Origin of the sequence: Bacillus cereus group sp. N24, assembly GCF_016483345.1 — a bacterium.
GTDB lineage: Bacteria > Bacillota > Bacilli > Bacillales > Bacillaceae_G > Bacillus_A > Bacillus_A toyonensis.
The window spans coordinates 41,389-62,536 of the sequence record NZ_JAEHCA010000024.1; the positions used below are offsets into that span (position 1 = coordinate 41,389).

Genomic DNA, 21,148 nt, shown 5'->3' on the forward strand with positions numbered 1-21,148 from the left:
CCACTCTAAATCTTAGATTAGAAGAACATGAATAATATTCTTTTTTGAATTGTAATTAAACCTCAGAGTGGCACCTCATACTCAGAACCATTTCCTTACCCAACAGAAGTTAATAAAACATATTTAATTATTGCTTCACCGCTTTGGCTACAAGTGCTGCGTATGCTTCTGCACCTACTTTGGTCAAATGCACACCGTCAGGTGCAAAGTAGTCTTTCTTTCCAGCACTTGCTGCATACCAATCAACTAGAGTTACATTTGGATATTCAGATGCCGTTACTTTCAGTCTCTCATTCACGATTGATTCCCACGGACGTGGTACTCTCGTATTAATAAATATGATTTTACGTTCGTTTCCAATTACTTTTATTAATGAAACAAGTTGCTCAGTAGTAAAGGCTCCATTTGTACCTAATCCAATAATGACATAGTTTCCTAAATTCCCTTCATACTTTAACTGTTCAACTACCGGAATCGCTTTTGACAGCTGGCGACCAATTTGCGCATCAATCCTAATATCAGGAAAAGTATTTTTTAAATACGGAGTAATATCAATCATAACGGAATCGCCTATCGCAGTAACCGTGAGTGAATTTTTAGATTGCGCTGAATTTACTTCTCTTGATTCCCCTTGTTTTTGAGGCGTCTCTTGATTTTGATTTTCCCAAACTGCAACTGGATGTGGCGCCGGTTGTGTTTGTGCTGCTTCCACCTTATCTTGTTGAGAGTTCTCCTTAGCCTTACTAGCTTTTGATACCCCTACGACTGCTATCGACGAAACGAATAATGTACAAATTAAAGCTAACTTAACACCTAAAGTGACATTTTGAATTCTTAAATTCTTAAACTGAATGTTCCGGAGCGCTCCTTGTCGGATTGGTTTTTCAATAAACTTCCATGAAATTTGCGCAATCAATATAATCAAAAGAAATTGAAGGATTGCTCTTATTAATGAAAAATCCCCAGCATTTACCTTTGGAGTCGTCAATGTAAGAATTGGATAATGCCATAGGTATATGCCATACGATCTTATCCCTATCCAACGTAAAGGTCTAAATCGTAAAAATTGAGCAATACGACTAGCTGGATGAGCTAGATTTGCCACTAACAATGCTGTTGCAATTGATAAGAGAACCATTCCTCCCTTGTATAGAAATGGATCATATTGATTGGTCTTCCAAAACATAACCAAAATAATAATAAGGGCAATGCCCCCCACTACATCAAGAATGAAACGCGCCTTTGGGATAATTTTATTTGCTAGCCTATTGCTTGGCCAAACTAAGGCAAGTACCGCTCCGATAAGTAAGGAAAAGGCCCTCGTATCTGTACCATAATATATTCTGCTCGGATCAGCTCCAGGTTCATACAAAATTGCCATCGCTAAAGCTGAAGCAACGGCTCCCAGACAAATTAATAAAATCATACGGGATTGTTTTTTTATGTAGTAAAGCCCTAAACTAATGATAAACGGCCAAACAACATAGAATTGTTCCTCAACTGCTAACGACCAAAAATGATTCAATGGAGAAAGCTGGTTAAAATTATCAAAGTACGATAATTTATGATAAATATACCACCAGTTACTAACATAAAATAATGCCGCTAATGAATCTCCGCGCATTTTTTCAAGTAAAGAGCTATGAAAAACCGTAATCCATGCCAACGTTATAACGAGCATAACTAGCATTCCTGGAAGCAATCTCCTTGCCCTACTAAGCCAGAATTTTTTTAAATCAATTCTCTTATTTCTCTTCCACTCTATGGCTAGAATATCTGTAATTAAATAACCTGAAAGTACAAAAAATACAGTAACTCCTAAAAATCCTCCAGGCATCCAATTAAAATTAATATGATACAAAATAACACCTAGTATAGCTAGGCCCCTTAGACTGTCCAATCCAACCATATAACGACTATTTTTTTTAAAAGGTTTAGTCATCCTACATTCACCTCTTTTTCTTGGAAATTAGGTTAATAATAACGGCACAAAGTACTATTAATCCCCTAAAATCGTATAAGCTAAACTATTACAAACATCTTTTTGTAAGGCTCTTTTTTTTATCTTTACATGCACAGTAATTAATACTTTAACACGTTATCTGGCTCTGTTGTGAAAATTTTTAAGCTAGATGTTCTTGTTGCTCTTCCGAAAAAGAGGAATATGATATATAACGTATATTTGAACATTTCCCTGCAAAATAACGTTATAAAGAAGGGCTACTGGTTATGAGCAGCCCCTCTTTTACCTTACTTCACATATACATATGTTTCATTTGAAATCACATTTTATGTCTTGCCCTTACTGTCGTGTATTTTATATTGCAGCGAACCTTGCATCAGAACAATATGTGTTCTGGTGCAAGGTTTTTTTAACTAGAATAAATTCTGGGAAAGCAAATAAGGAACATGACAGATGTGATATTTTAAAGAAAAATAGTTTAAGAAAAATAATAGTAGCCATTTGCTACTATTATTTTTTCTTTAAGTTATCATAATATGCCTGAAATTCTAAAGGGACGTGGTATGTCAATTCATCTAACAACCATTATGTGCTGAGTTCGTAAATGCGGAAATTTCATTCGTGATTTTTGAAAAATAAAACAAAAAAGAAAAACTATCTTTAAAAATGGATGAAACCTACATAAATGTCAACTAATCTATGTACGAATTCCTTTGCTTTAGCTAGGTGTTCTAGGAAATAAGGAGCCATATGCCGGTCAATTTTTCAATTAACTTGGTGTCTAGTTTAGTGTACCATCTCCAATTAATGCATTTTTTCGGGTTCAGTTCATTATATTTTCTACTTTGTCTTTATATACAACATATTCTTTTCCATCCACTACTGCTACCACCGCAAATTCATCATTTGGATTGAATGAAAGCCAGTCAGCCCACATGCTTGTATTAGCACCTCCACTCCACATATGATGAACAGTGTTTTTAGTTAAATTCATAACTTTATAAGACGCATTTGGTGCATTTGTTCCAGTCTTTATTTCAAAAGTGTATGCGTTATGGATTTTTTTATAAAAGTAAAAAACGTTTGATGGACGAAGTAGATTCATAAAATCTTGTTCTTTCTTCTCTGCAATTTTTATGCCTTCTAGTAATGTGACAACATCTGCTCTTAATGTTTTCCAACTGTCTTTAGCTGAATTCAAGTTAGGCTTTAAAAATTTATATCTATTTTGATCAGCTTTTTCATCAGCTTTATCAATATGCCCCATTACGCCCGAATATTGAGAGTCTAAATCATCCCATTGTGTGGACATATAAGTAAGAGCAGTAATAGCACTATCAATCGTACTATGCATATCACTAATATTATGAAATGCAACTCCGACTACACGATTTAATGTAATTTTATAATCTACAGTTTTACGTAATTCTGCTAAAGCAGGCTCTAATCGACCTAAATTATCTCTAGCAGTACCTATCATTATGCCACCAGAAATAAGCGTGGGGATAAAAGGGACTTTCACCATTATTAACCCATCAGATTCTAATTTCTTATAATAGTTTACTTGTCCTAAAACTTCATCTAAACGCTTTTGATCAGTCTCTACATCAGCTCCTTGGTTTTTTAAAATCGATTGCAAGGTCTCTTTATGGCTTCCAAATACTCTAACATCTTCTCCAATAGCGTTTTTAAATTTAGTTAATTCTTCTATTAATGCCTTTGCAGACTTTTGGTTTCGTTGAATCCCCACCCTTAAATCTGTAATCCCCTTTTTTAAAGTATCCCCATTTCCATTATTGATTGCCTCTACTAATGTTTCATAATAATTTTCAAACTTTGTATCGTATTCAATAATGCCGGTCAATGTATCTAAAAGCTGTTTTTTTACTTTTGTATTCCATGTAACAGCATGTGCTCTTGCATTCTTTTGATCCTGTACAATTTTACTAGGTAAATCTGCATACCCATTAATAGAAATCCCTTCAAAACTCACATCCGGATTATTAATTAGCAAATAAGAATATTCATTCATAGCCTTTGCAAATAACCCAGCATCTTGTACAGTTTTTTTCATCTTTTCTTCATTTGCTGAAAGAGACATATCTCCAGTGTTCGTTTGTTCAGTTTCAATTGCAAAGGTTGCTATTGGTGTGAGTGCATAGGTAGTTGTCATAATTAAAAATGCTGATACAGCCAGTATTTTATAAGGTTTTTTTTTCATCTTTTCTTATTCCTCCTGTATAGAGTATGATTTCAAGTCCTATTCTTATTAAAAGAAGATGTTGTTGCATAGATTCGATATTATTAAGCAAATCTATATAACCTGTCTCCTATTGATCGATTCTGTTACAAATTTTTAAAAACAAGTAAACTACATGACTATCTTTTTATTTGGATACAACTTATATATAAGTGAAAGGCGAAGTCTTTAATGAGACTCCGCCTTTTTAATATATAAGGATTTATTAATTACCGCTTTACTGTTTATCAGTGTAATCATAGACTCTCTATGTTATGGGTCACTTTGCAACAGAATAAATATTTCCCTATTTTTGTGGAGTAACAGTTTCCACTTTTAATTCCTTTATCCCTTCTTTTAATGTAACAGCATCTGTTCGTAATGTTTTCCAACTATCTTTCGCTGCATTTAAATTAGGTTTTAAGAATTTAAATTTATTTTGATCCGCTTTTTGAGCTGCATTCTCAATATGGCCTAGAACGCCCGAATATTGAGAATCTAAATCATGCCACTGCGTTGACATATAAGTAAGAGCGTTAATAGCATCATCAAGTGCCTTGTGCATTTCATTAATATTACTATAAGCAACTCCAACTACACGATTTAATGTTACTTTATAATCCACGGTCTGACGTAATTCTGCTAATAAAGGCTCTAACTTACCTAAGTTGTCTCTTGCTACTCCCACTATAATACCGCCAATTATTGGTAGACCCAAAATAGCACCCTTCATTACATTAAACCCATCAGATTCTAATTGTTTATAATAGTTTACTGATCCTAATACTTCTTCTAGACGCTTTTGATCTGCATCAACATCTGCACCTTGGTTTTTTAGAATCGACTGCAAAAGATCTTTATTGCCTCCAAATGCTCTAACATCTTGTCCAATAGAGTCTCTTAATTTAGTTAATTCTTCTATTAATTGTTGTGCGTACTTTTGGTTTTGTTGAATTTCACCTCGTAAATCTGTAATTCCTTCTTTTAAAGTTTCTCCATCCCCTGTATTAATCGCCTCAACCAATGTTTCATAATAATTGTCGAACGTTGTATCATATTCAACAATACCAGTCAATGTATCTAAAAGCTGTTTTTTTACTTTCGTGTCCCAAGTAACAGCATGTGCTCTTGCATTCTTTTGATCTTGTACGATTCTACCAGGTAAATCTACATATCCATTAATAGTAATTCCTTCAAAATTTACATCAGGATTCTTAATTAGCATATAAGAATAGGCATTCATAGATTTTGCAAATAATCCAGCCTTTTGCAAGGTCTCTTTCATTCTCGCTTCATTTGCAGAAAGAGCCGTATCTCCATTGTTCGTTTGTTCAATTTCACTTGCAAAAGTTGCTACTGGTGAGACTACAGAAGTTGCTGTCATAGTTAAAAGAGCCGATGCGACGATTAGTTTGTACGGCATATTTTTCATCATTTTATATTCCTCCAATATAAGTTTTCATTTTCAGTTCTATTCCTGTTTAAAAGCGATGTCTTTTGAAATGAATTCTGCATCTTTATGAATATCATTCCAACTTTCTTTAGCAGCTTTTAAATCATCTGGTATTAAAGAGAATTTGTGGTCTTGCATAGAATCGATATTATCCAGTAAATCTGTATAATTTGCGCCCATTGTATTCCATTGCTTTTGAATATTTGTTAGAGACAATATCGCTTGATCTACAGTCTGGTATAGATATGCCAATGTTTCTTTCGCGTTAGTAAGCGAAAGAACTGCTTGATTAGCACGATCTGCTTTCATACTTAATTCCCCGATTTTGTTAGAAATTTCGTTATAGGAGTCCATATGCTTAGATGCCGTGACACCAGCCGCAGTTCCTAGACCGATACCAGCTGCTCCAAGAGCTGAAAGTCCACCAACAACAGCCGGTGTTGCTGTACCACCAGTTACAACAATTACAACTGCTCCTCCAATAGCTGCAATAACTAAAATAGCTGCTCCCAATCCACCACCAATTGACCATGCTAATACATCATCAAAATGTTTTTTCTGAGTAGAACGAAGTTGCTCAATTTCAGCTTGAAGTTGTGGAATCGTTGCTTGTTGACCTGCTAATATTGCAGTTAATCCACCTTTCCCATCTGGACCACCAACATTATTTTTAAAATCTGTAGAATTTTGATATAGTTTCCCTTTGAAGTCTTGTAGTATCTTAATTACATCTGTTACCTCTTTTGAATTTGTATTAATTGTTGTAATTAAATCATTTATGCCCTCTTTTAGACCTGCCTTATCTTTCTTTTGTACAGTATCTACTAATGTGTCGTAATAATTTTGAAATTGTTCATCGTAATTTACAATATTACGAGCTGTTTTTTGAATCTGTGGCTTCGCTGTATCTAACCAATAATTCGCATTGATTCGTGACAGTTCTTGATTAAGGTGAATATTTTTGAGTAACTCTCCTCCTTCTGATCCTAAATCGATATTAGATAAATTTACATTCGGTTGCTTAATCATTGTTTTTGCGTACAAATCCATTACAAGAATATGAGACCCTGTTTCAGCCAATGCTTTCTTCAGTCCCTCAGGACCTAAAACATAATTGCCTACTTTTTGTTCTTGAGCGGTCGTTTCTTGTGCAAATGCATGAATAGTGTTACCAGTAGTAGCAGTTATAACCGTTGCCAGAGTGGCTAAAGTTAGCACTTTGAATGGGAATTTTTTCATCACTTTTCTCCTTTTTTCGCTAGATTCCTAGAATTTTCATAGTTTTTCCAAAAACGTAATATCAAAATTTATATACCTGTTCTTCAAGGTAACTTATTACATTTTTTAATTGTCTTAATGTATCTTTTTGAGACTGCTCGTTAGTTGCATCAACATTAGTAGATAATTTTGTAATATTATTTTTTATTAGATCCAAATCTTCTTTATAGCGCTTTAGTAGGTCAAGTTCTACATCTACTTGATTTGCAAACGTATGCAAATCATTTTGTGAAAGAAGAAGCATTGATTTTTGCAAATCTGCTATTGATAGTTTCGTTGTTAAATCATATATTTTTTGGTTTTGTTTCTCTAAGTCATCTAAATATGATCGCTGCTCTGCTGTTAGTTTATTTACTTCTGCGAAGACACCAAATGTTTTCTTAATCTTTTCAGTATCAATGGCTTTCATCAGGTCATATTCTTGCGTTTTTGCAGCTGCAGCTGCAGCTATTTCACCTTGTTTGCTTTTCTCAATTGCTTCACGAGCTGCTTTTTTGGCCGATTCAATCTCTAGAGCAGTTTTACCTTGTTCTGTCGCTTCTTGCGCTGCTTTTTTCTCCGCTTCTAGAATAGAGTTGTTAATTTCTTTTCCTTTGTTATACGCTGCCATCCCCGCTTGAGCAGCCGGTTCAATAATTTCTTTTGAAAGACTATAAACTTCTTTGAATATAGCAAATCCCTGCTCATTTAAAGCTCCTGGTATTAATGCAATTTGTTGTAAATCATTTTGAATTGCTTTTTTTGTATTTAATATTTCATTTTTTAACTGATCTATTTTTCCCGTTCCATCTGTACCTAATATGCCTTGCGCAGTTGCCACATCAGTATCGAAATCTTTTAATTTTTTATCAAGCTGTAATTTAAGATCAGTTAACTCATTAATTTGTCGTTGCGCATTTTCTTGATTCGTCATAGCCATTTCTTGAAGTACTTCAAGTCTATCCAAAAAACCTTCTCTATCTTCTTTATTGTCTACATACGATTTTAATGTCGGATAATAGCTATTAAATTTTGTTACAAATCCTTTGCTTTTTGAATTTAATAGAATTAACTGTGGATAGAGTTCCGATGACCATTCCTTCATATCTTGTTTGATTAGGAATTGATTTGTATTTAAAGCTGGGACTTCCTCTAGCTGTACATTAGGACTCATTAAAGATTGATCAATATACGTTTGGATTAATTTAGATTGCGCACCTAATTTTCGTAATGATGAAGAAATATCCATGTTTTCCTGTTGAGTTTCTGCTTGAACGATTGGTGTTGCGAGAGTATTGATAGGAATAGTCGCTCCAGTTACAATGGATGTTATTAAAAATCCTGTCATTATTTTATTCTTCATTCCGTACACTCCTTTACCATTTTTTTCTATAAATTGATTCATATAACTTGTACGACCTAGCGCTAGGCTCTCTCTTTGTACACGGATGAGGAAAGAGAAGTCTTTCAGATAGGGTGTTATCCTTATTTTTTACTTCTAATAGGATGTAAGAATTTTACTCATCTCTCATTTAGATACTCTATTTTTCAAAAATAAACAATAAAAATTCATCAGCTATATTTGAATTAGAAACCCAATGGGTAGTAAAATATTAATTCTCCCAGAGAGTTGCGGTTTAACTTACAGAGCCGCGAGGATAGATAAACCAATGCTTACAGTTAATCCTGTTTTGACCTTGTTTAATATCAATTACATAATATGTCTCTTAGTTTTGTCAGCAACAGCCTTACAAGACTACAAAAGATGAACTTATACTGTACATTGCTTATACTTTTATTGCGGAATAAATTCACTTTTGTTATGCAAAAACTTAGAACACTTTTATTACAAACTTGATCATTTTGAGATTCTAGGTCTCTCATTAATTAACTGATTATTAGGAAAATTATTTTCGACATAATGTTACTTACAACTACGCTATACTCCTATTAGCGTAATCTTCTCCTTTCTCTCTGGTCATACCAGTTATGTTGTTCATTAAAACATTAAATTTTTAATGCGTAAATAGCAAAATTTTGTCGATTGTACTCAATAATTTAACTGTTAAGTAAAAACACGAGCCGAAAACATTATACAAATATAATTAATTAAAAATTTCACCTCTGTAATTGTAATGATTACAAATTAATATATATAAGGTTAAAAAATAACTATTTTAGCTTAACCAAGAAATTATATTTTAGAAAAAATACTTATAGAATAATATAATAGGTTTTTTTATACTTTTTTACCTTTATTTAGTTATGTATAATTGCATAAAACATAGATATATCATGTGATATATGTTACATTATTAATTTTTACGAAATATACCCTAATATTAATATTAATAAATATATAAAATGGAGATATTAATCTATAAACTTATCCATCGTTATAACCATAGATTTTAAAATATAAAATAGCTGCAAAGCTTTCTTAAAAATCCTTTGCAGCCTTCTGTTTTTTTGTTTTCTTTAGAAAAATAGTGTTTCAAGTTAACAATATGGTATAAACATTTCCATTGTGCTTTTGCTTGGATATATGTTTCATGGACTCTTCAAAAGCTATTTGTTTGAGCTGACGTCAGACTCGTTTGTCTAATTCAGAACTATACTGATAAATCCAGCGCATAATTATTATTTAAAAAATAGATAAGCTTCGTTTCTCCATTATTTTTGCCAACTCCTGAAAATTGAAACTGTTCCGCTAACAAGATAATATCAGGTTGATCATACGTCTATTTGAATACAAGTTCCTTATCTAAACAAATCACACACTTTTTCTAGAGTAATAAGCTCAGTATTTTCAAGTTTTAGAGATTACTTACACCTATGTTTAAGTTTTTACATTGAAACCAGATAACAAGCCTATATTATTGTATATTTTTCACGGTACTGTCTAGGGGTCATGCTAGTAATTTTTTTGAAAACCCTCGTAAAATAACTTTGGTCATTAAAGTTAAGCCAAGCACAGATATCTGATAACGAATAAGTAGTTAGAGTTAATAATTTTTTTGCTTCTTCCACTCGTTCCCTTTGAATATATTCGCTTAAAGTAATTCCCATTTCTTTTTTAAATAGTTTAGACAGATAAGTAGGGGTAATTTCCAAATGATTAGCAAGTTCATTGAGAGTTATTCCATCGTAAACATTTTTATTAATATGTTTCATACATGTAGTAACCGCGTATGAATACTTTTGTGCATTGAATTCTTTCACACGATCTGCAAAGGTACGTAAAGCGTCTCCTGACAATCGCTTTGCAGATTCTACGTTATCTAATTGTTCCAGAGTTTGTATATATAAAATACTATGAGCAAAAGCAATATCTGGTGGCAGGTTTCCTTCTATCGCATATCGAGTAGCTAATGTAATCGCAATAATTCCAAGGTTTTTTTGGTTCCTGAGCGGATCCTCTATTAACATCAGTTCAACATCCTCTTGTGAAACTGCATACATATACTGTATTAACTTTTTTTTATTTCCTTCTTTGATAGTCAAAAAGAAATCATTTACTAATGCCATGTTGTGAGTTTTAGGTTTGTTTTGTCGGCGTTTTAAAATATATAAATCAGGTTTCACATTTTTATTAGGAACTTCCTCTAGTACTTTATTTTTTTCTAAAACAATACCCACATCTAATTTTTCATTGAAAATCATGTAATGTAATAAAATTCCCATATCAATTAATGTAGTTTTTTTAATCTCAGATAAACACTGATAATAGGCTAGTCTTTCTTGAATTTTATCATTTGATTTAAATTCTTTTTGAAGTTTTATGGTCATATCATCTGAACCTTTTGGATGTATAGTGGGACCGATAATAATAGTCCCTTTAATGTGATCATGATTTTCTATATGTATTAGAACAAAATTTTCAAGATAGCTGTTACATCTGAAAAGTGGTAAGTTAAAGGGATCGTTTTCTTGATAAATATCACTAAGATGTTCTTCTTTTGAAGAATAAAAAGGACTATAAACATCATCAGATGTAGAATGATATAAAATTTTTTTGTCTGTAGATAAAATATGTACAGGGGCATTAAATGCTTTATGTGCAAGATCACACAAGTGTTGTATATCGATAGAAGTATTCATTACATTCTCCTTTTAAGTAAATTATTTGATAAATTTCCGCATTGTTCCTTTTATAGTTTCATAAAATATATTCTGCTAGGTATAATTCACGACAAATAATACTATAAAATATCAAATTAGTACAATTAACGACAAAATATTACTATATCTTTTTTATGAAAATCATATATTATTTAATTGTAATTAGCATCTAAATATCAGAGTAGATAAGAAAATGAAATGAACGAAGGTCATTTCTTAATTCTACAAGATCTAATCATTACACTTGAGAAAACAGTGAAGAACATACAAAATACAGTGGTACTCAATGCGAGGACCAAGCTGGAAAAAAGATTCAAAATACAGCGAAAGTAACAGGAGATACTGTACCACCGCAAGAACCAACAATCAAAATTTCAATTCAATTACTTGTACAAATTGAATTCCAAAAATAGATAATGCTAATTTAAATGTAAAATTGAAAACCTACTGTGTTTCAAATTTTAGACAAAGATAACAAAAAGTCGGGAAATTAACAACAGAGGACAATGATAAGACTATTTATGAACCACTATGCTTCGGAAAGTACACGTTGGAAGAAATTCAAGCACCAAATAGGTCTACATTATTTAAAGATCTAATTGAGAGAAGAATCTTATCATCAGTACAAAAAAAAAAAGAAAACATAAAAAACGAATGGAATATTTAAAATTCTGGCGATATAGGGACAACTATTTTTATCTAATCCCCACAATATTACTGGTCCCAACATTAGTTTTATTTTCCACAAATGAGGAAGAAATATATAGATTTCAAAAATACTAGGAATTGCAGAGGAGATAGAACATATGAATAAACTTTATTTATATGTTGTTCATCTTTGTATTATTAATCTTTATGCTACCTAGCTTTCATACCGCAACACATCAACATATTCTTAATTTTCCACTTTATTTTTAATTAAGAATCAAAATACCTTTAAATGAAGTTGTATTATAGTTTATTAAATACTATAAATAAAAACAAAATGCCATTTAAACACCCTTTGACTACTCATATGAGGTTTTTTCTCTAATGATACCTATGGTATTAACTCCACTTTAAAGGATCATTTTAAAAGAATTTGAGAAGCCATTTTTCTAGTTCACCATCAAAAATCTTGAAATTTATGTAAAAAGAACCCGTTATATATATAGTTTCTTTTTTCATTTCTTTAACTTAGTCTAATCTATATTGGCCAGTTAATTGTTCCTCAGCCATTCGAGCTAAGTGTAATTATTCTAATCATTAACACCTTTTCCCTTTAAATTCTTTAAACCCTATCCTTGTTTATATGAATAGCTTTCTTATTCGAAAATAGATTTTTAAAAATTCCTACCCCTACAATTAATACACCTATTCCAACTAATTTATTTATTTGTATTGGAACGCTCTCCATTCCAAACAATCCGAATGTATCAATACATAATGCAACAACTAATTGTGTAATAAGACTAATTAACACCGTATACGCTGGACCTAAACTCTTTATTGCACCCATTATACAAATAATTAATCCAATGCCAAACAATCCGCTTATATAAAACAAATAATTTGTAGTGTAAAAATTAATGCTAATACTTTTCTCTGTTATGATATAAAATAGACCAGAACTTATGAGACCTATTCCAAGAACACATGCAGTTGTTAACCACTGTCCTACACATTCATTGACCTTTGTGTTAAAAACAGATTGTAAGCTAATTAATACTCCAGCAAATATAGCTAAACTAAATCCAATCAAAATATTCCTCTCCCTTTCATTGCTCATATATATTATCTTTAGCAACTTCCTTCATTCTAGAAAAATCTTTAATTACGATAACTCCATTTTTCTTTTCAATTAATTTTTCTTTATTTAATTTTTGTAACACCCGAATTACGTGCCTATAACTTACTCCTATAAAATCAGCAATACTTGATATGGAAGTTGCATCTAAATCCTCTTTATACATATTTCCGTTACTATCGGTTGAAATTGATAGTAAATAACTAGCTACACGCACTTCTACTGGATAAAGTAAATTTAGAGCTGTAAAACGGGTCGATATTTTTAACGTGTTCGCAATGTTTTCAAGCAAGAAGTTCATAAATATAGGATCATGTAATAACTTGTTTCTAATAACCGTATTAGAAAGGGAGATAACTACAACATCTGAACAAGCTTCAACGACATTATGAGTCTTGCTTTTTTGTATTAATTCAAGATCACCAACAACCGCCAATGGATTGATAAAGCGAAGAATTAGTTTCTTTCCTTCTGGTGTAATCGTATAAACTTTTACTTTACCTTTCACTACAAAATATAAACGATCCATTTCGTCATCTATATTGCAAATAAACTTGCCTTTTTCAAAATGATTTATTTGAAAATAAGCTGTATCTATTTCTGAAAAAATCTCAAATATTTTATTAGTTTTCAAATAATGAATAATTAAATCTGATCTATTCTCCATTCTCATTTCCTCCTTCTATTTACATATTAAATATTACAATCCCTATAATCATTACTATTGTTCCCACAATATGATATCTCTCCATCTGTATCTTTTTTATATGGAACAGTCCTTTTATTTCAATGAAAGTTGCTGTTAACAATTGAGCAACCATAAGTGTGCCAGCTGTCAATGTAACCCCTATTGAATATATCGCCATAGTTTCTGCACAAATAATGAATCCACCAAATGCACCGGCTACTAAATATATTTTTTTCACACCCTTTAAATCCGTTACTTTCTCTTCTTTCTTTAACAAAAATATAGTTACTGCAATAAGGAACCCAATTAAATGCGTTATAATACTCGTTGACCATATGCCGATATGTGAACTAAGTTTCGCATTAAAGGTTCCTTGAAGTGTTATACATACACCAGCAAAAACAGCAAATACAATGCCTTTCAAAAAATCATCTCCTAATTTTTTTATTTCTAATTTAATTAAAAGCTATGACCCTAAAAGGCAAAAGGACAAATGTCACATCACTATGAAAATAATTAGAAATGAACAAAAAACACATCTCAAAAATTTGAGATGTGTTTTTATATTTTTATTAATATATAATTTTTCACATATTATAACTACGCTACATTAACAGTCTTCTTCATAACAAACTTTGCAAATAAGAAACGCACAAGCGGCCCCATAATAATTAATTGTAATGGATAAGCCATAATGAAATTTTTAATAAAAATTGAAAAATAACTTGAAACAAATGATTCCCCTTGTAGTCCACCATGTAAATACATCATAGCCATTCCGTAAAATGACATAAAGAAAACCATTCCGATTACCATAGCTGTAGCCATCGCTACTATAATATTTATTTTCTTCGATTTATTAAACGGTATCGCGAATACAATTTTTTTCGCACAAGGTCCAACGATACATATCTCAATTAATAACGCAATCATAAATCCAATTAGTAGTTCTAATGCGATCTCCTTAATATGAATTGGCCCTCCTGCTCCGTTCAATAATAAATTGTAAAACGTCATTACGATAACCATCCCTAGGCACATCATCATACCGAATTGGAGGCTTTCCTTTCTTGTTGTTGGCAACTTTCATCATCCCTTCTCTTTGAGTCTTTGCCATTATATCGATATTGGAAACTCCTTCGTAAGTGAACATTTTGTGAACATTTCGAAAGCGGTTACGTGTATTTCTTTCACTCTTCACTCAAATCTTCCCATTCTATAACTGTATGCTTATAAAGGTTTTATATATTTCAATGTTGAATTACTAAATTTAACATTGAAATATATTACTACTAGGAGGATAACTATGAATGAAGCAGAATTTTACGCATATCACATCGTTACAAAGAAAAAAATGAATACCGGACAAATCATTCATTTTGATAAAAATCAAACTAATACTTTATATCACTTCTTTTTTGAAAGAGAACAATTAAATGCTACTGGCGAAGATTCTATTCAAATTTTAAAAAGCAATTATATAAATAACGAACTACATATAAATAATGAAAATGCTCAAGTAGTTATGAATTATACAGATCAAACAATTAGAGCTGTTAGGGAAACGATTGTCGAAATGGTTAGGCTGCAAGAATATCCTGAATACCCTTCAAGGTTGTCTTGCTTATATGCTTCTAAAAGCTATGAAGATGCTTTGAAATGGAAAGCGTTATTTGATTCTTACAACCGAGATGTTTTACAGATTGTTAAGCTACTAGTGAGTGGGAATTCTTTTGAAAGCGACGGAAATCTTTTACCAAAAGAAGATGGTATTTCTTTCTCCAGAAAAATTGAACAGGCTAGAGACTATTGGAAAGGAAATAGCAAAAGCGAATTACCTGAGCTACTGATTAATGGGAAAATTCATGTGGTGGAAATTATCGATGATTTTTCCAAAATTAAAATTTAATTCTTGGCTAAATATTAGAGAATGGAGATTACAATGATGAAAAAGGTGTACTTCAATCATGATGGTGGTGTAGATGATCTAATTTCACTATTTTTATTACTCCAGATGGGTAATGTCGAACTTACAGGTGTTTCAGTTATCCCTGCAGATTGTTATTTAGAACCCGCAATGTCTGCAAGTCGTAAAATTATTGATCGCTTCGGCAAAGGTAATATCGAAGTAGCAGCGTCAAACTCTCGTGGAAAAAATCCATTTCCGAAAGACTGGCGAATGCATGCATTTTATGTAGATGCTTTACCCATTTTAAATGAGTATGGAAAAGTTGCAACACCTGCAGCAGCCAAACCTGCGCATCATCATTTAATAGAAACTCTTCTACAAACGGAAGGAAAAACAACTTTATTATTTACAGGGCCGCTAACTGACCTAGCCCGTGCATTATATGAGGCTCCTATAATCGAAGATAAAATTGAACGTCTCGTTTGGATGGGCGGTACATTTCGGACTGCAGGCAATGTACATGAGCCGGAACACGATGGAACGGCTGAGTGGAATTCGTTTTGGGACCCTGAAGCAGTAGATCGTGTATGGGAGGCGAAGATTGAAATCGACTTAGTAACACTAGAAAGTACAAATCAAGTTCCGTTAACAATAGACATACGTGAACAGTGGGCAAAAGAGCGTAAATATATTGGTGTTGATTTCCTTGGTCAATGCTATGCGATGGTTCCTCCTCTCGTTCACTTTTCAACGAACTCTACTTACTATTTGTGGGATGTATTAACCGCTGCGTTTGTTGGGAAAGCTGACCTTGCAAAGGTACAAACGATTAAAAGTATTGTTCATACATACGGACCTAGCCAAGGGCGTACAGTGGAAACTGATGATGGGCGACCTGTAAATGTCGTTTATAATGTAAACCACAATGGTTTTTTCAACTATATAACTGACTTAGCAAAGAAAGCTTCCACTTGAAATTCTATCTATACGAAAAATAAATAAAGTCGTATAGCTTCAGATGATGAGCCTGCAAAAAAATTCAAATTGGTTGCGGCTTAATATTTACTTATTAAAAAGAGTATTGAAGTAAACTTCAATACTCTTTTTGTACAGTTTAAGGCTATTTGATTAAAGTTGCGTTTTACAGGTTAACCATTTCATAACCATTTACAAAATACGTTATTGTTTCTAACTCATCTTCATTTAATTCTCTATCTAGCTCTTGTTTATACGCTTCCTTTATCTTCTCTTCATCGCCTTTATGAGCTTCTGTATAAGTTCCTACTGTTTTTAGCAAATGAATTTCTTGTAAAAATTCAGCCCGATCTATAGCTTCTCCATGAGAAAGAATATAAGTTTCAGCATCAAATTTCTCTAATTCTTCTATTAATGTAAACGTTCGTTTCGTCGTATAGTTCCACTTCGAAGAAAAAATATCTGCATATATACAGTCTCCTAAAAACAATATCTTCTCTTCTTTTATATACATAACAACAGAGTCATGTGAATGATCTCCGCCCACATGCTTTAGCACACATGTCACTTCACCAAGATCTAATTCAAGTTGATTCTGGAATGTTAAAGTTGGAGGAATAATTTTAATATTTCTCGCTTTTTCATTAAACTCTTTTTTGATACAATCCGCACAAAATTCAATTTCAATACCCTCTTTTACACGTGTGTCCAACGCTTCATCTGTCCATTCATAAGAAACAAGTTTACTCATCTCTTTTTTCGTTTCAGAATGTGCAATAGACAATGCCTCTTGTAGTACAGGTAATCCAAAAATATGATCCCAATGCCAATGTGTTAATGCTACGAAATCAGGACTTGATACATTCTGTTCTTTTAGCATTTCTAAAAACAGGTGTGCATGTTCTTCTGAATTCCCTGCATCAATCATTAAAGTTTTTTCTTTTCCAACGACCATTCCTAATATAGGTCTATCTGTTTCAGAAACAGGTGTCATATACCAAAATGAGTTTCCTATTTTTTTAATTTGCTGCATAATCAATTCCCCTTTTCATATTTCCACTTAAATTTAATATATAAATTATAACGAATTGCTAGTTTTTTCTCTATACTCAAACACAATTACTTGGACTAATCCAACTTAACTTTTCGTAAGTTAAAAATAAGGGACTACAATCGGAGTGTGATATTATGGAGCGTTTATGGATTCCAATGATTGTAACATTTTTTTCGTTCGGTGGATTACTATTAGGAGGTGCTGTTGGAGTTGCAACACGTCAACTAATTGAAGAAAAGATGCATCGTTTATATGCATTATGTGGTGGTATTTTGCTTGGCCTTTTATCCCTTGAAATTATTCCTGAAACATTTTCAAGCTATGAAATGATTGGTCCTATACTTGGTATAGCTATCGGTATTTTAGTTATGAGCTTATTAGATAACTATTGTCACCATCCAATGATACATAAAAAAGATCAACAAGCATGGCAAACATTCCTGTTTCTCTCTTTCGCTATATTTATTCATAATATACCGAGTGGATTTGCATTAGGCACAGCTTTTATTAATCATGCTGACTCAGCCATTCCCTTTTTAATAGCAATCGTCGTTCACCATATTCCAGAAGGATTAGCTTTAATTATCCCCTTTCTTTTTACAAAACATAAATATATTTCATTTCTATTAACAACTTTATTACTTTCTCTTATTCTCGGTACCGGTACGGTGTTTGGCATTTTAATGGAAGGAAAAGCTCTTCATTTACAAGGTCTCATTATGGGAAGCACTATCGGTTCACTTGGTTATGTCACAATTCATGAAATGCTTTGGAAAGCTAAGAAACAGCTCTCTTTCCTTACATTTCTCATGTGGGCAACTAGTGGTTTTTTACTAATAACAGTGTTTACTTTATTCGCTGGTCATCATTAAAGCTAAAAAATTTATTATTTGTATATTTTTCCTTTTTCTCCAAAACATAATGTTATCTACCTATTATGAGGAGGAACAATTATGTTTGGGAAAACAGCTGGTGAAGCATTAGTTGATTTATTAATTGACTGGGGAGTAGAACATATATACGGTATGCCTGGAGACTCTATCAATTCTATCATTGAAGCTTTAAGAAAAAAACAAGATAAAATTAAATTCATCCAAGTTCGCCACGAAGAAGCTGGCGCATTAGCAGCGGCCGCTTATGCGAAATTAACAGGGAAACTCGGTGTTTGTATGGCAATCGCAGGACCTGGAGCTATTCATTTATTAAACGGTTTATATGATGCAAAACTCGATAAGGCTCCTGTGCTAGCAATTTCAGGACAGGTAGAAACCGATTTACTCGGAACGGATTTTTTCCAAGAAGTAAACTTAGAAAGATTGTTTGATGATGTTGCAGTTTATAACCAGCGCATTATGTCAGCGGAGCAACTACCTGCTGTAGTGAATCAAGCGATTCGTATGGCCTATACGAAAAAAGGTGTATCTGTTCTCACTATTCCGGATGACGTTCCGAAATTCGAAGTGAAAAATGGAGCTCGTGTTACAAACACTTCTTTTACATTACCTGAACTGTTTCCGCAAAAAGAAGATTTAGATGCAGCGAAACTCGCAATAAATGAAGCGACAAAACCTGTTATTTTAGCAGGTAAAGGCGCAAAACATGCAAGAGAATCTTTACTTTCATTCGCAGAACATATCGGCGCTCCAATCGTACTTACATTGCCAGCTAAAGGAATTGTTCCTGATGAACACCCACTTTGCATCGGTGGATTAGGATTAATTGGAACGAAACCATCTTATGAAGCAATGAAACACGCGGATACTTTAATTATGGTGGGTACTTCTTATCCGTTCACTGGTTTCTTACCTGAAAAGGCAAAAACAATTCATATCGATACAGATCCTGCCCAAATCGGGAAGCGTTATGTGACAGATATCGGCTTAGCCGGTGATGCTGATAAAACATTAAAATGGTTAATTGAAAATGTAGAAAAACACGAGGACCATTCCTTCTTAGAGCATCATCAAGAAATGATGAAAAAGTGGGAAGAAAAATTACACGGTCAGGAAGAAGATTCCTCTACTCCAATTAAACCACAACGCGTTATGCATGCATTGCAGCAAATAGCAGAAGATGACGCCATTCTTTCAGTTGATGTCGGAAATGTAACGGTCTGGACAGCAAGGCACTTCCGTATGACGAACCAGCAATTTATCATTTCAAGCTGGCTCGCAACACTTGGCTGCGGTTTACCTGGTGCACTTGCTGGAAAAATTGCGTTCCCGAATAAACAAGTATTTGCAGTTTGTGGTGACGGCGGATTTGGAATGACTATGAACGATTTTGTAACAGCTGTAAAATATAAACTACCAATCGTTGTCGTCGTATTGAACAATAATAAAATTGCCATGATTAAATTCGAACAAGAAGTTATGGGTAATATCGAATTCGGCACCGATCTAACGAATCCAGATTTCGCAAAATATGCAGAGGCGTGCGGCGGTATTGGCTACCGTATTGAGAAATTAGATGAACTACTACCTGCTTTCGAAAGTGCAGTAAAACAAAACAGGCCATGTATTATTGATGTAGTTGTAGATGTAAACGAAGCACCAATGCCAGCAAAAATCACATTTGGTCAAGCAGCTGGTTATACGAAACATATGATAAAAGAATTATTTGAAGAAGGTAAAATTGATTTACCTCCACTTTAAACGAAAAAAGATAGCTGAAAACGATTTGTCTTCAGCTATCTTTTTTTATTTTTGTACCTCTCTATAGAATGAAAAATCATTCATAGTCGGTTGTATTTGTTTCTCTACTTTCCCTTTTTTCTTTTCCCCCTTTGGCCTTCTCACATTTCCTAATTTAATTGCATCTTGCATACTATTACTAATCAAATTTCCAGATAAGATTGTCATACTATAAAAAAGAATTGGTATGACCACGATCCAAGTATGAGTAGTTAAATGGCGGAAGTTTTGACCAATTAATCCTGTCCATTCTTTTGTTACACTATCCGCCTCTATACCAAAGATTATTGTTCCGCCGAAAAACAGTTCTAACAAACCAAGATGTAAGAGAAGTAATAGGGTGCTTACAAATTGCTGGGCTACTAATAAAAGAAATGATGGTAACATATGTGGCCATACATGGTGTTTCAACCGCTGCCACTTACTCCCTCCGAGCACAGTAGCAGCCAACATAAATTCTTCATTCTTAATACGCTTTACTTCTTGCGCCGTATACAACATAACAGTTGGTACAGCAAGGCACGCAAGAACTATAATTTGAAACGTAACCCGTAAATGAAACGGAGCAGCCTCCTCTCCACTTTCAAACATTAAAACTTCATTTAACATAAAATAGGAAATCATAATCATCGGTACAATACTAAACGGATCAAAAAAAGATGAGATAACTGAAAATGAGCGTTTACTGTACATACCAAGCAATAAACCAATAGTTCCGCCAATTACTACACGTAAAATTGCGATAACGATACTAGCACCAACTGTCCATTTCGCTCCTTCTATTATTAACTGAAAAAGGTCGCGTCCTTTCTCATCGCTTCCAAACCAAAATTTACTCGATGGTGAAAACGGAGCAGCCTCTAATTCTCCTTTTTCGTTATACATCATCGTTAATTCACGAATATTTCCGTCAAAAAACACCGTATTTCCAATACTAACAATCATTAATACACTCAAAAAAGTAACACCTAGCCAAAATCTCACATCTCTTTTTACAACTTGCCACATG

At 33.1% G+C, this 21,148-nt stretch carries 16 protein-coding genes; 4 read left to right on the plus strand and 12 right to left on the minus strand.

What is annotated here, in order from left to right:
* Nucleotides 1–127: 127 nt before the first annotated feature.
* The 10 genes from JDS95_RS24610 to JDS95_RS24655 form a co-directional block, all read right to left on the minus strand.
* Nucleotides 128–1,942, minus strand: coding sequence for an acyltransferase family protein (locus tag JDS95_RS24610; RefSeq protein ID WP_000165416.1), 1,815 nt, complete (start codon nucleotides 1,940–1,942; stop codon nucleotides 128–130).
* 844 nt (nucleotides 1,943–2,786) lie between these two features.
* Complete coding sequence (gene hblB / locus JDS95_RS24615) at nucleotides 2,787–4,184, minus strand: hemolysin BL regulatory component HblB (protein WP_000730116.1); 1,398 nt, start codon at nucleotides 4,182–4,184, stop codon at nucleotides 2,787–2,789.
* Nucleotides 4,185–4,509: 325 nt separating this feature from the next.
* A complete protein-coding gene (hblA, locus tag JDS95_RS24620) occupies nucleotides 4,510–5,637 on the minus strand; it encodes a hemolysin BL binding component B (protein WP_000977348.1) in 1,128 nt (375 codons plus the stop codon).
* Between the two features lie 36 nt (nucleotides 5,638–5,673).
* Nucleotides 5,674–6,894: a hemolytic enterotoxin HBL lytic component L1 gene (hblD, locus tag JDS95_RS24625; protein WP_000714443.1), complete on the minus strand. Its 1,221-nt coding sequence runs from the start codon at nucleotides 6,892–6,894 to the stop codon at nucleotides 5,674–5,676.
* A gap of 61 nt (nucleotides 6,895–6,955) precedes the next feature.
* Nucleotides 6,956–8,275 carry a hemolytic enterotoxin HBL lytic component L2 gene (hblC, locus tag JDS95_RS24630; protein ID WP_033661292.1) on the minus strand — a complete coding sequence of 440 codons (1,320 nt, stop codon included), beginning with the start codon at nucleotides 8,273–8,275 and terminating at the stop codon, nucleotides 6,956–6,958.
* Nucleotides 8,276–9,783: 1,508 nt separating this feature from the next.
* Nucleotides 9,784–11,013 carry a helix-turn-helix domain-containing protein gene (locus JDS95_RS24635; protein WP_001097925.1) on the minus strand — a complete coding sequence of 410 codons (1,230 nt, stop codon included), beginning with the start codon at nucleotides 11,011–11,013 and terminating at the stop codon, nucleotides 9,784–9,786.
* A gap of 1,291 nt (nucleotides 11,014–12,304) precedes the next feature.
* Complete coding sequence (locus tag JDS95_RS24640) at nucleotides 12,305–12,775, minus strand: DMT family transporter (RefSeq protein WP_000579002.1); 471 nt, start codon at nucleotides 12,773–12,775, stop codon at nucleotides 12,305–12,307.
* 16 nt (nucleotides 12,776–12,791) lie between these two features.
* A complete protein-coding gene (locus tag JDS95_RS24645) occupies nucleotides 12,792–13,487 on the minus strand; it encodes a Crp/Fnr family transcriptional regulator (protein WP_000431588.1) in 696 nt (231 codons plus the stop codon).
* A 19-nt stretch (nucleotides 13,488–13,506) separates the two neighbouring features.
* Nucleotides 13,507–13,932, minus strand: coding sequence for a DMT family transporter (locus tag JDS95_RS24650; protein WP_000676420.1), 426 nt, complete (start codon nucleotides 13,930–13,932; stop codon nucleotides 13,507–13,509).
* Between the two features lie 176 nt (nucleotides 13,933–14,108).
* The gene (locus JDS95_RS24655; RefSeq protein ID WP_001143433.1) at nucleotides 14,109–14,591 is read right to left on the minus strand and encodes a DUF2798 domain-containing protein; all 483 of its coding nucleotides are present in this window, start codon (nucleotides 14,589–14,591) and stop codon (nucleotides 14,109–14,111) included.
* Nucleotides 14,592–14,814: 223 nt separating this feature from the next.
* Between JDS95_RS24655 and JDS95_RS24660 the strand changes: the two genes are divergently transcribed.
* Both JDS95_RS24660 and JDS95_RS24665 read left to right on the plus strand, forming a co-directional pair.
* On the plus strand, nucleotides 14,815–15,417 hold the full coding sequence (locus JDS95_RS24660) for a DUF2441 domain-containing protein (protein ID WP_001001043.1): 603 nt from the start codon (nucleotides 14,815–14,817) through the stop codon (nucleotides 15,415–15,417).
* A 33-nt stretch (nucleotides 15,418–15,450) separates the two neighbouring features.
* Complete coding sequence (locus tag JDS95_RS24665; RefSeq protein ID WP_033660544.1) at nucleotides 15,451–16,392, plus strand: nucleoside hydrolase; 942 nt, start codon at nucleotides 15,451–15,453, stop codon at nucleotides 16,390–16,392.
* Between the two features lie 166 nt (nucleotides 16,393–16,558).
* Here JDS95_RS24665 and JDS95_RS24670 read toward each other — a convergent pair whose 3' ends face one another.
* On the minus strand, nucleotides 16,559–17,425 hold the full coding sequence (locus JDS95_RS24670) for an MBL fold metallo-hydrolase (RefSeq protein ID WP_001184083.1): 867 nt from the start codon (nucleotides 17,423–17,425) through the stop codon (nucleotides 16,559–16,561).
* A gap of 155 nt (nucleotides 17,426–17,580) precedes the next feature.
* On the opposite strand from JDS95_RS24670, the gene JDS95_RS24675 reads away from it, so the two are divergent.
* Both JDS95_RS24675 and JDS95_RS24680 read left to right on the plus strand, forming a co-directional pair.
* Nucleotides 17,581–18,318 (plus strand): ZIP family metal transporter, encoded by a 738-nt coding sequence (locus JDS95_RS24675; protein ID WP_000440623.1) that lies wholly within the window; start codon nucleotides 17,581–17,583, stop codon nucleotides 18,316–18,318.
* A gap of 81 nt (nucleotides 18,319–18,399) precedes the next feature.
* On the plus strand, nucleotides 18,400–20,100 hold the full coding sequence (locus JDS95_RS24680; protein ID WP_000467224.1) for a pyruvate oxidase: 1,701 nt from the start codon (nucleotides 18,400–18,402) through the stop codon (nucleotides 20,098–20,100).
* A 45-nt stretch (nucleotides 20,101–20,145) separates the two neighbouring features.
* Here the strand turns inward: JDS95_RS24680 and JDS95_RS24685 are convergent, their stop codons facing one another.
* Nucleotides 20,146–21,147: an ABC transporter permease gene (locus tag JDS95_RS24685; protein WP_085450800.1), complete on the minus strand. Its 1,002-nt coding sequence runs from the start codon at nucleotides 21,145–21,147 to the stop codon at nucleotides 20,146–20,148.
* Nucleotide 21,148: the final 1 nt, after the last annotated feature.

Coding starts and splice junctions, on each gene's coding strand:
- JDS95_RS24635 (WP_001097925.1), bottom strand. CDS start 11,013: ATGAATACTTCTATCGATATACAACACTTGTGTGATCTTGCACATAAA.
- JDS95_RS24660 (WP_001001043.1), top strand. CDS start 14,815: ATGAATGAAGCAGAATTTTACGCATATCACATCGTTACAAAGAAAAAA.
- JDS95_RS24675 (WP_000440623.1), top strand. CDS start 17,581: ATGGAGCGTTTATGGATTCCAATGATTGTAACATTTTTTTCGTTCGGT.
- hblC (WP_033661292.1), bottom strand. CDS start 8,275: ATGAAGAATAAAATAATGACAGGATTTTTAATAACATCCATTGTAACT.
- JDS95_RS24685 (WP_085450800.1), bottom strand. CDS start 21,147: ATGTGGCAAGTTGTAAAAAGAGATGTGAGATTTTGGCTAGGTGTTACT.
- hblB (WP_000730116.1), bottom strand. CDS start 4,184: ATGAAAAAAAAACCTTATAAAATACTGGCTGTATCAGCATTTTTAATT.
- JDS95_RS24680 (WP_000467224.1), top strand. CDS start 18,400: ATGTTTGGGAAAACAGCTGGTGAAGCATTAGTTGATTTATTAATTGAC.
- hblD (WP_000714443.1), bottom strand. CDS start 6,894: ATGAAAAAATTCCCATTCAAAGTGCTAACTTTAGCCACTCTGGCAACG.
- JDS95_RS24670 (WP_001184083.1), bottom strand. CDS start 17,425: ATGCAGCAAATTAAAAAAATAGGAAACTCATTTTGGTATATGACACCT.
- hblA (WP_000977348.1), bottom strand. CDS start 5,637: ATGATGAAAAATATGCCGTACAAACTAATCGTCGCATCGGCTCTTTTA.
- JDS95_RS24610 (WP_000165416.1), bottom strand. CDS start 1,942: ATGACTAAACCTTTTAAAAAAAATAGTCGTTATATGGTTGGATTGGAC.
- JDS95_RS24645 (WP_000431588.1), bottom strand. CDS start 13,487: ATGGAGAATAGATCAGATTTAATTATTCATTATTTGAAAACTAATAAA.
- JDS95_RS24665 (WP_033660544.1), top strand. CDS start 15,451: ATGATGAAAAAGGTGTACTTCAATCATGATGGTGGTGTAGATGATCTA.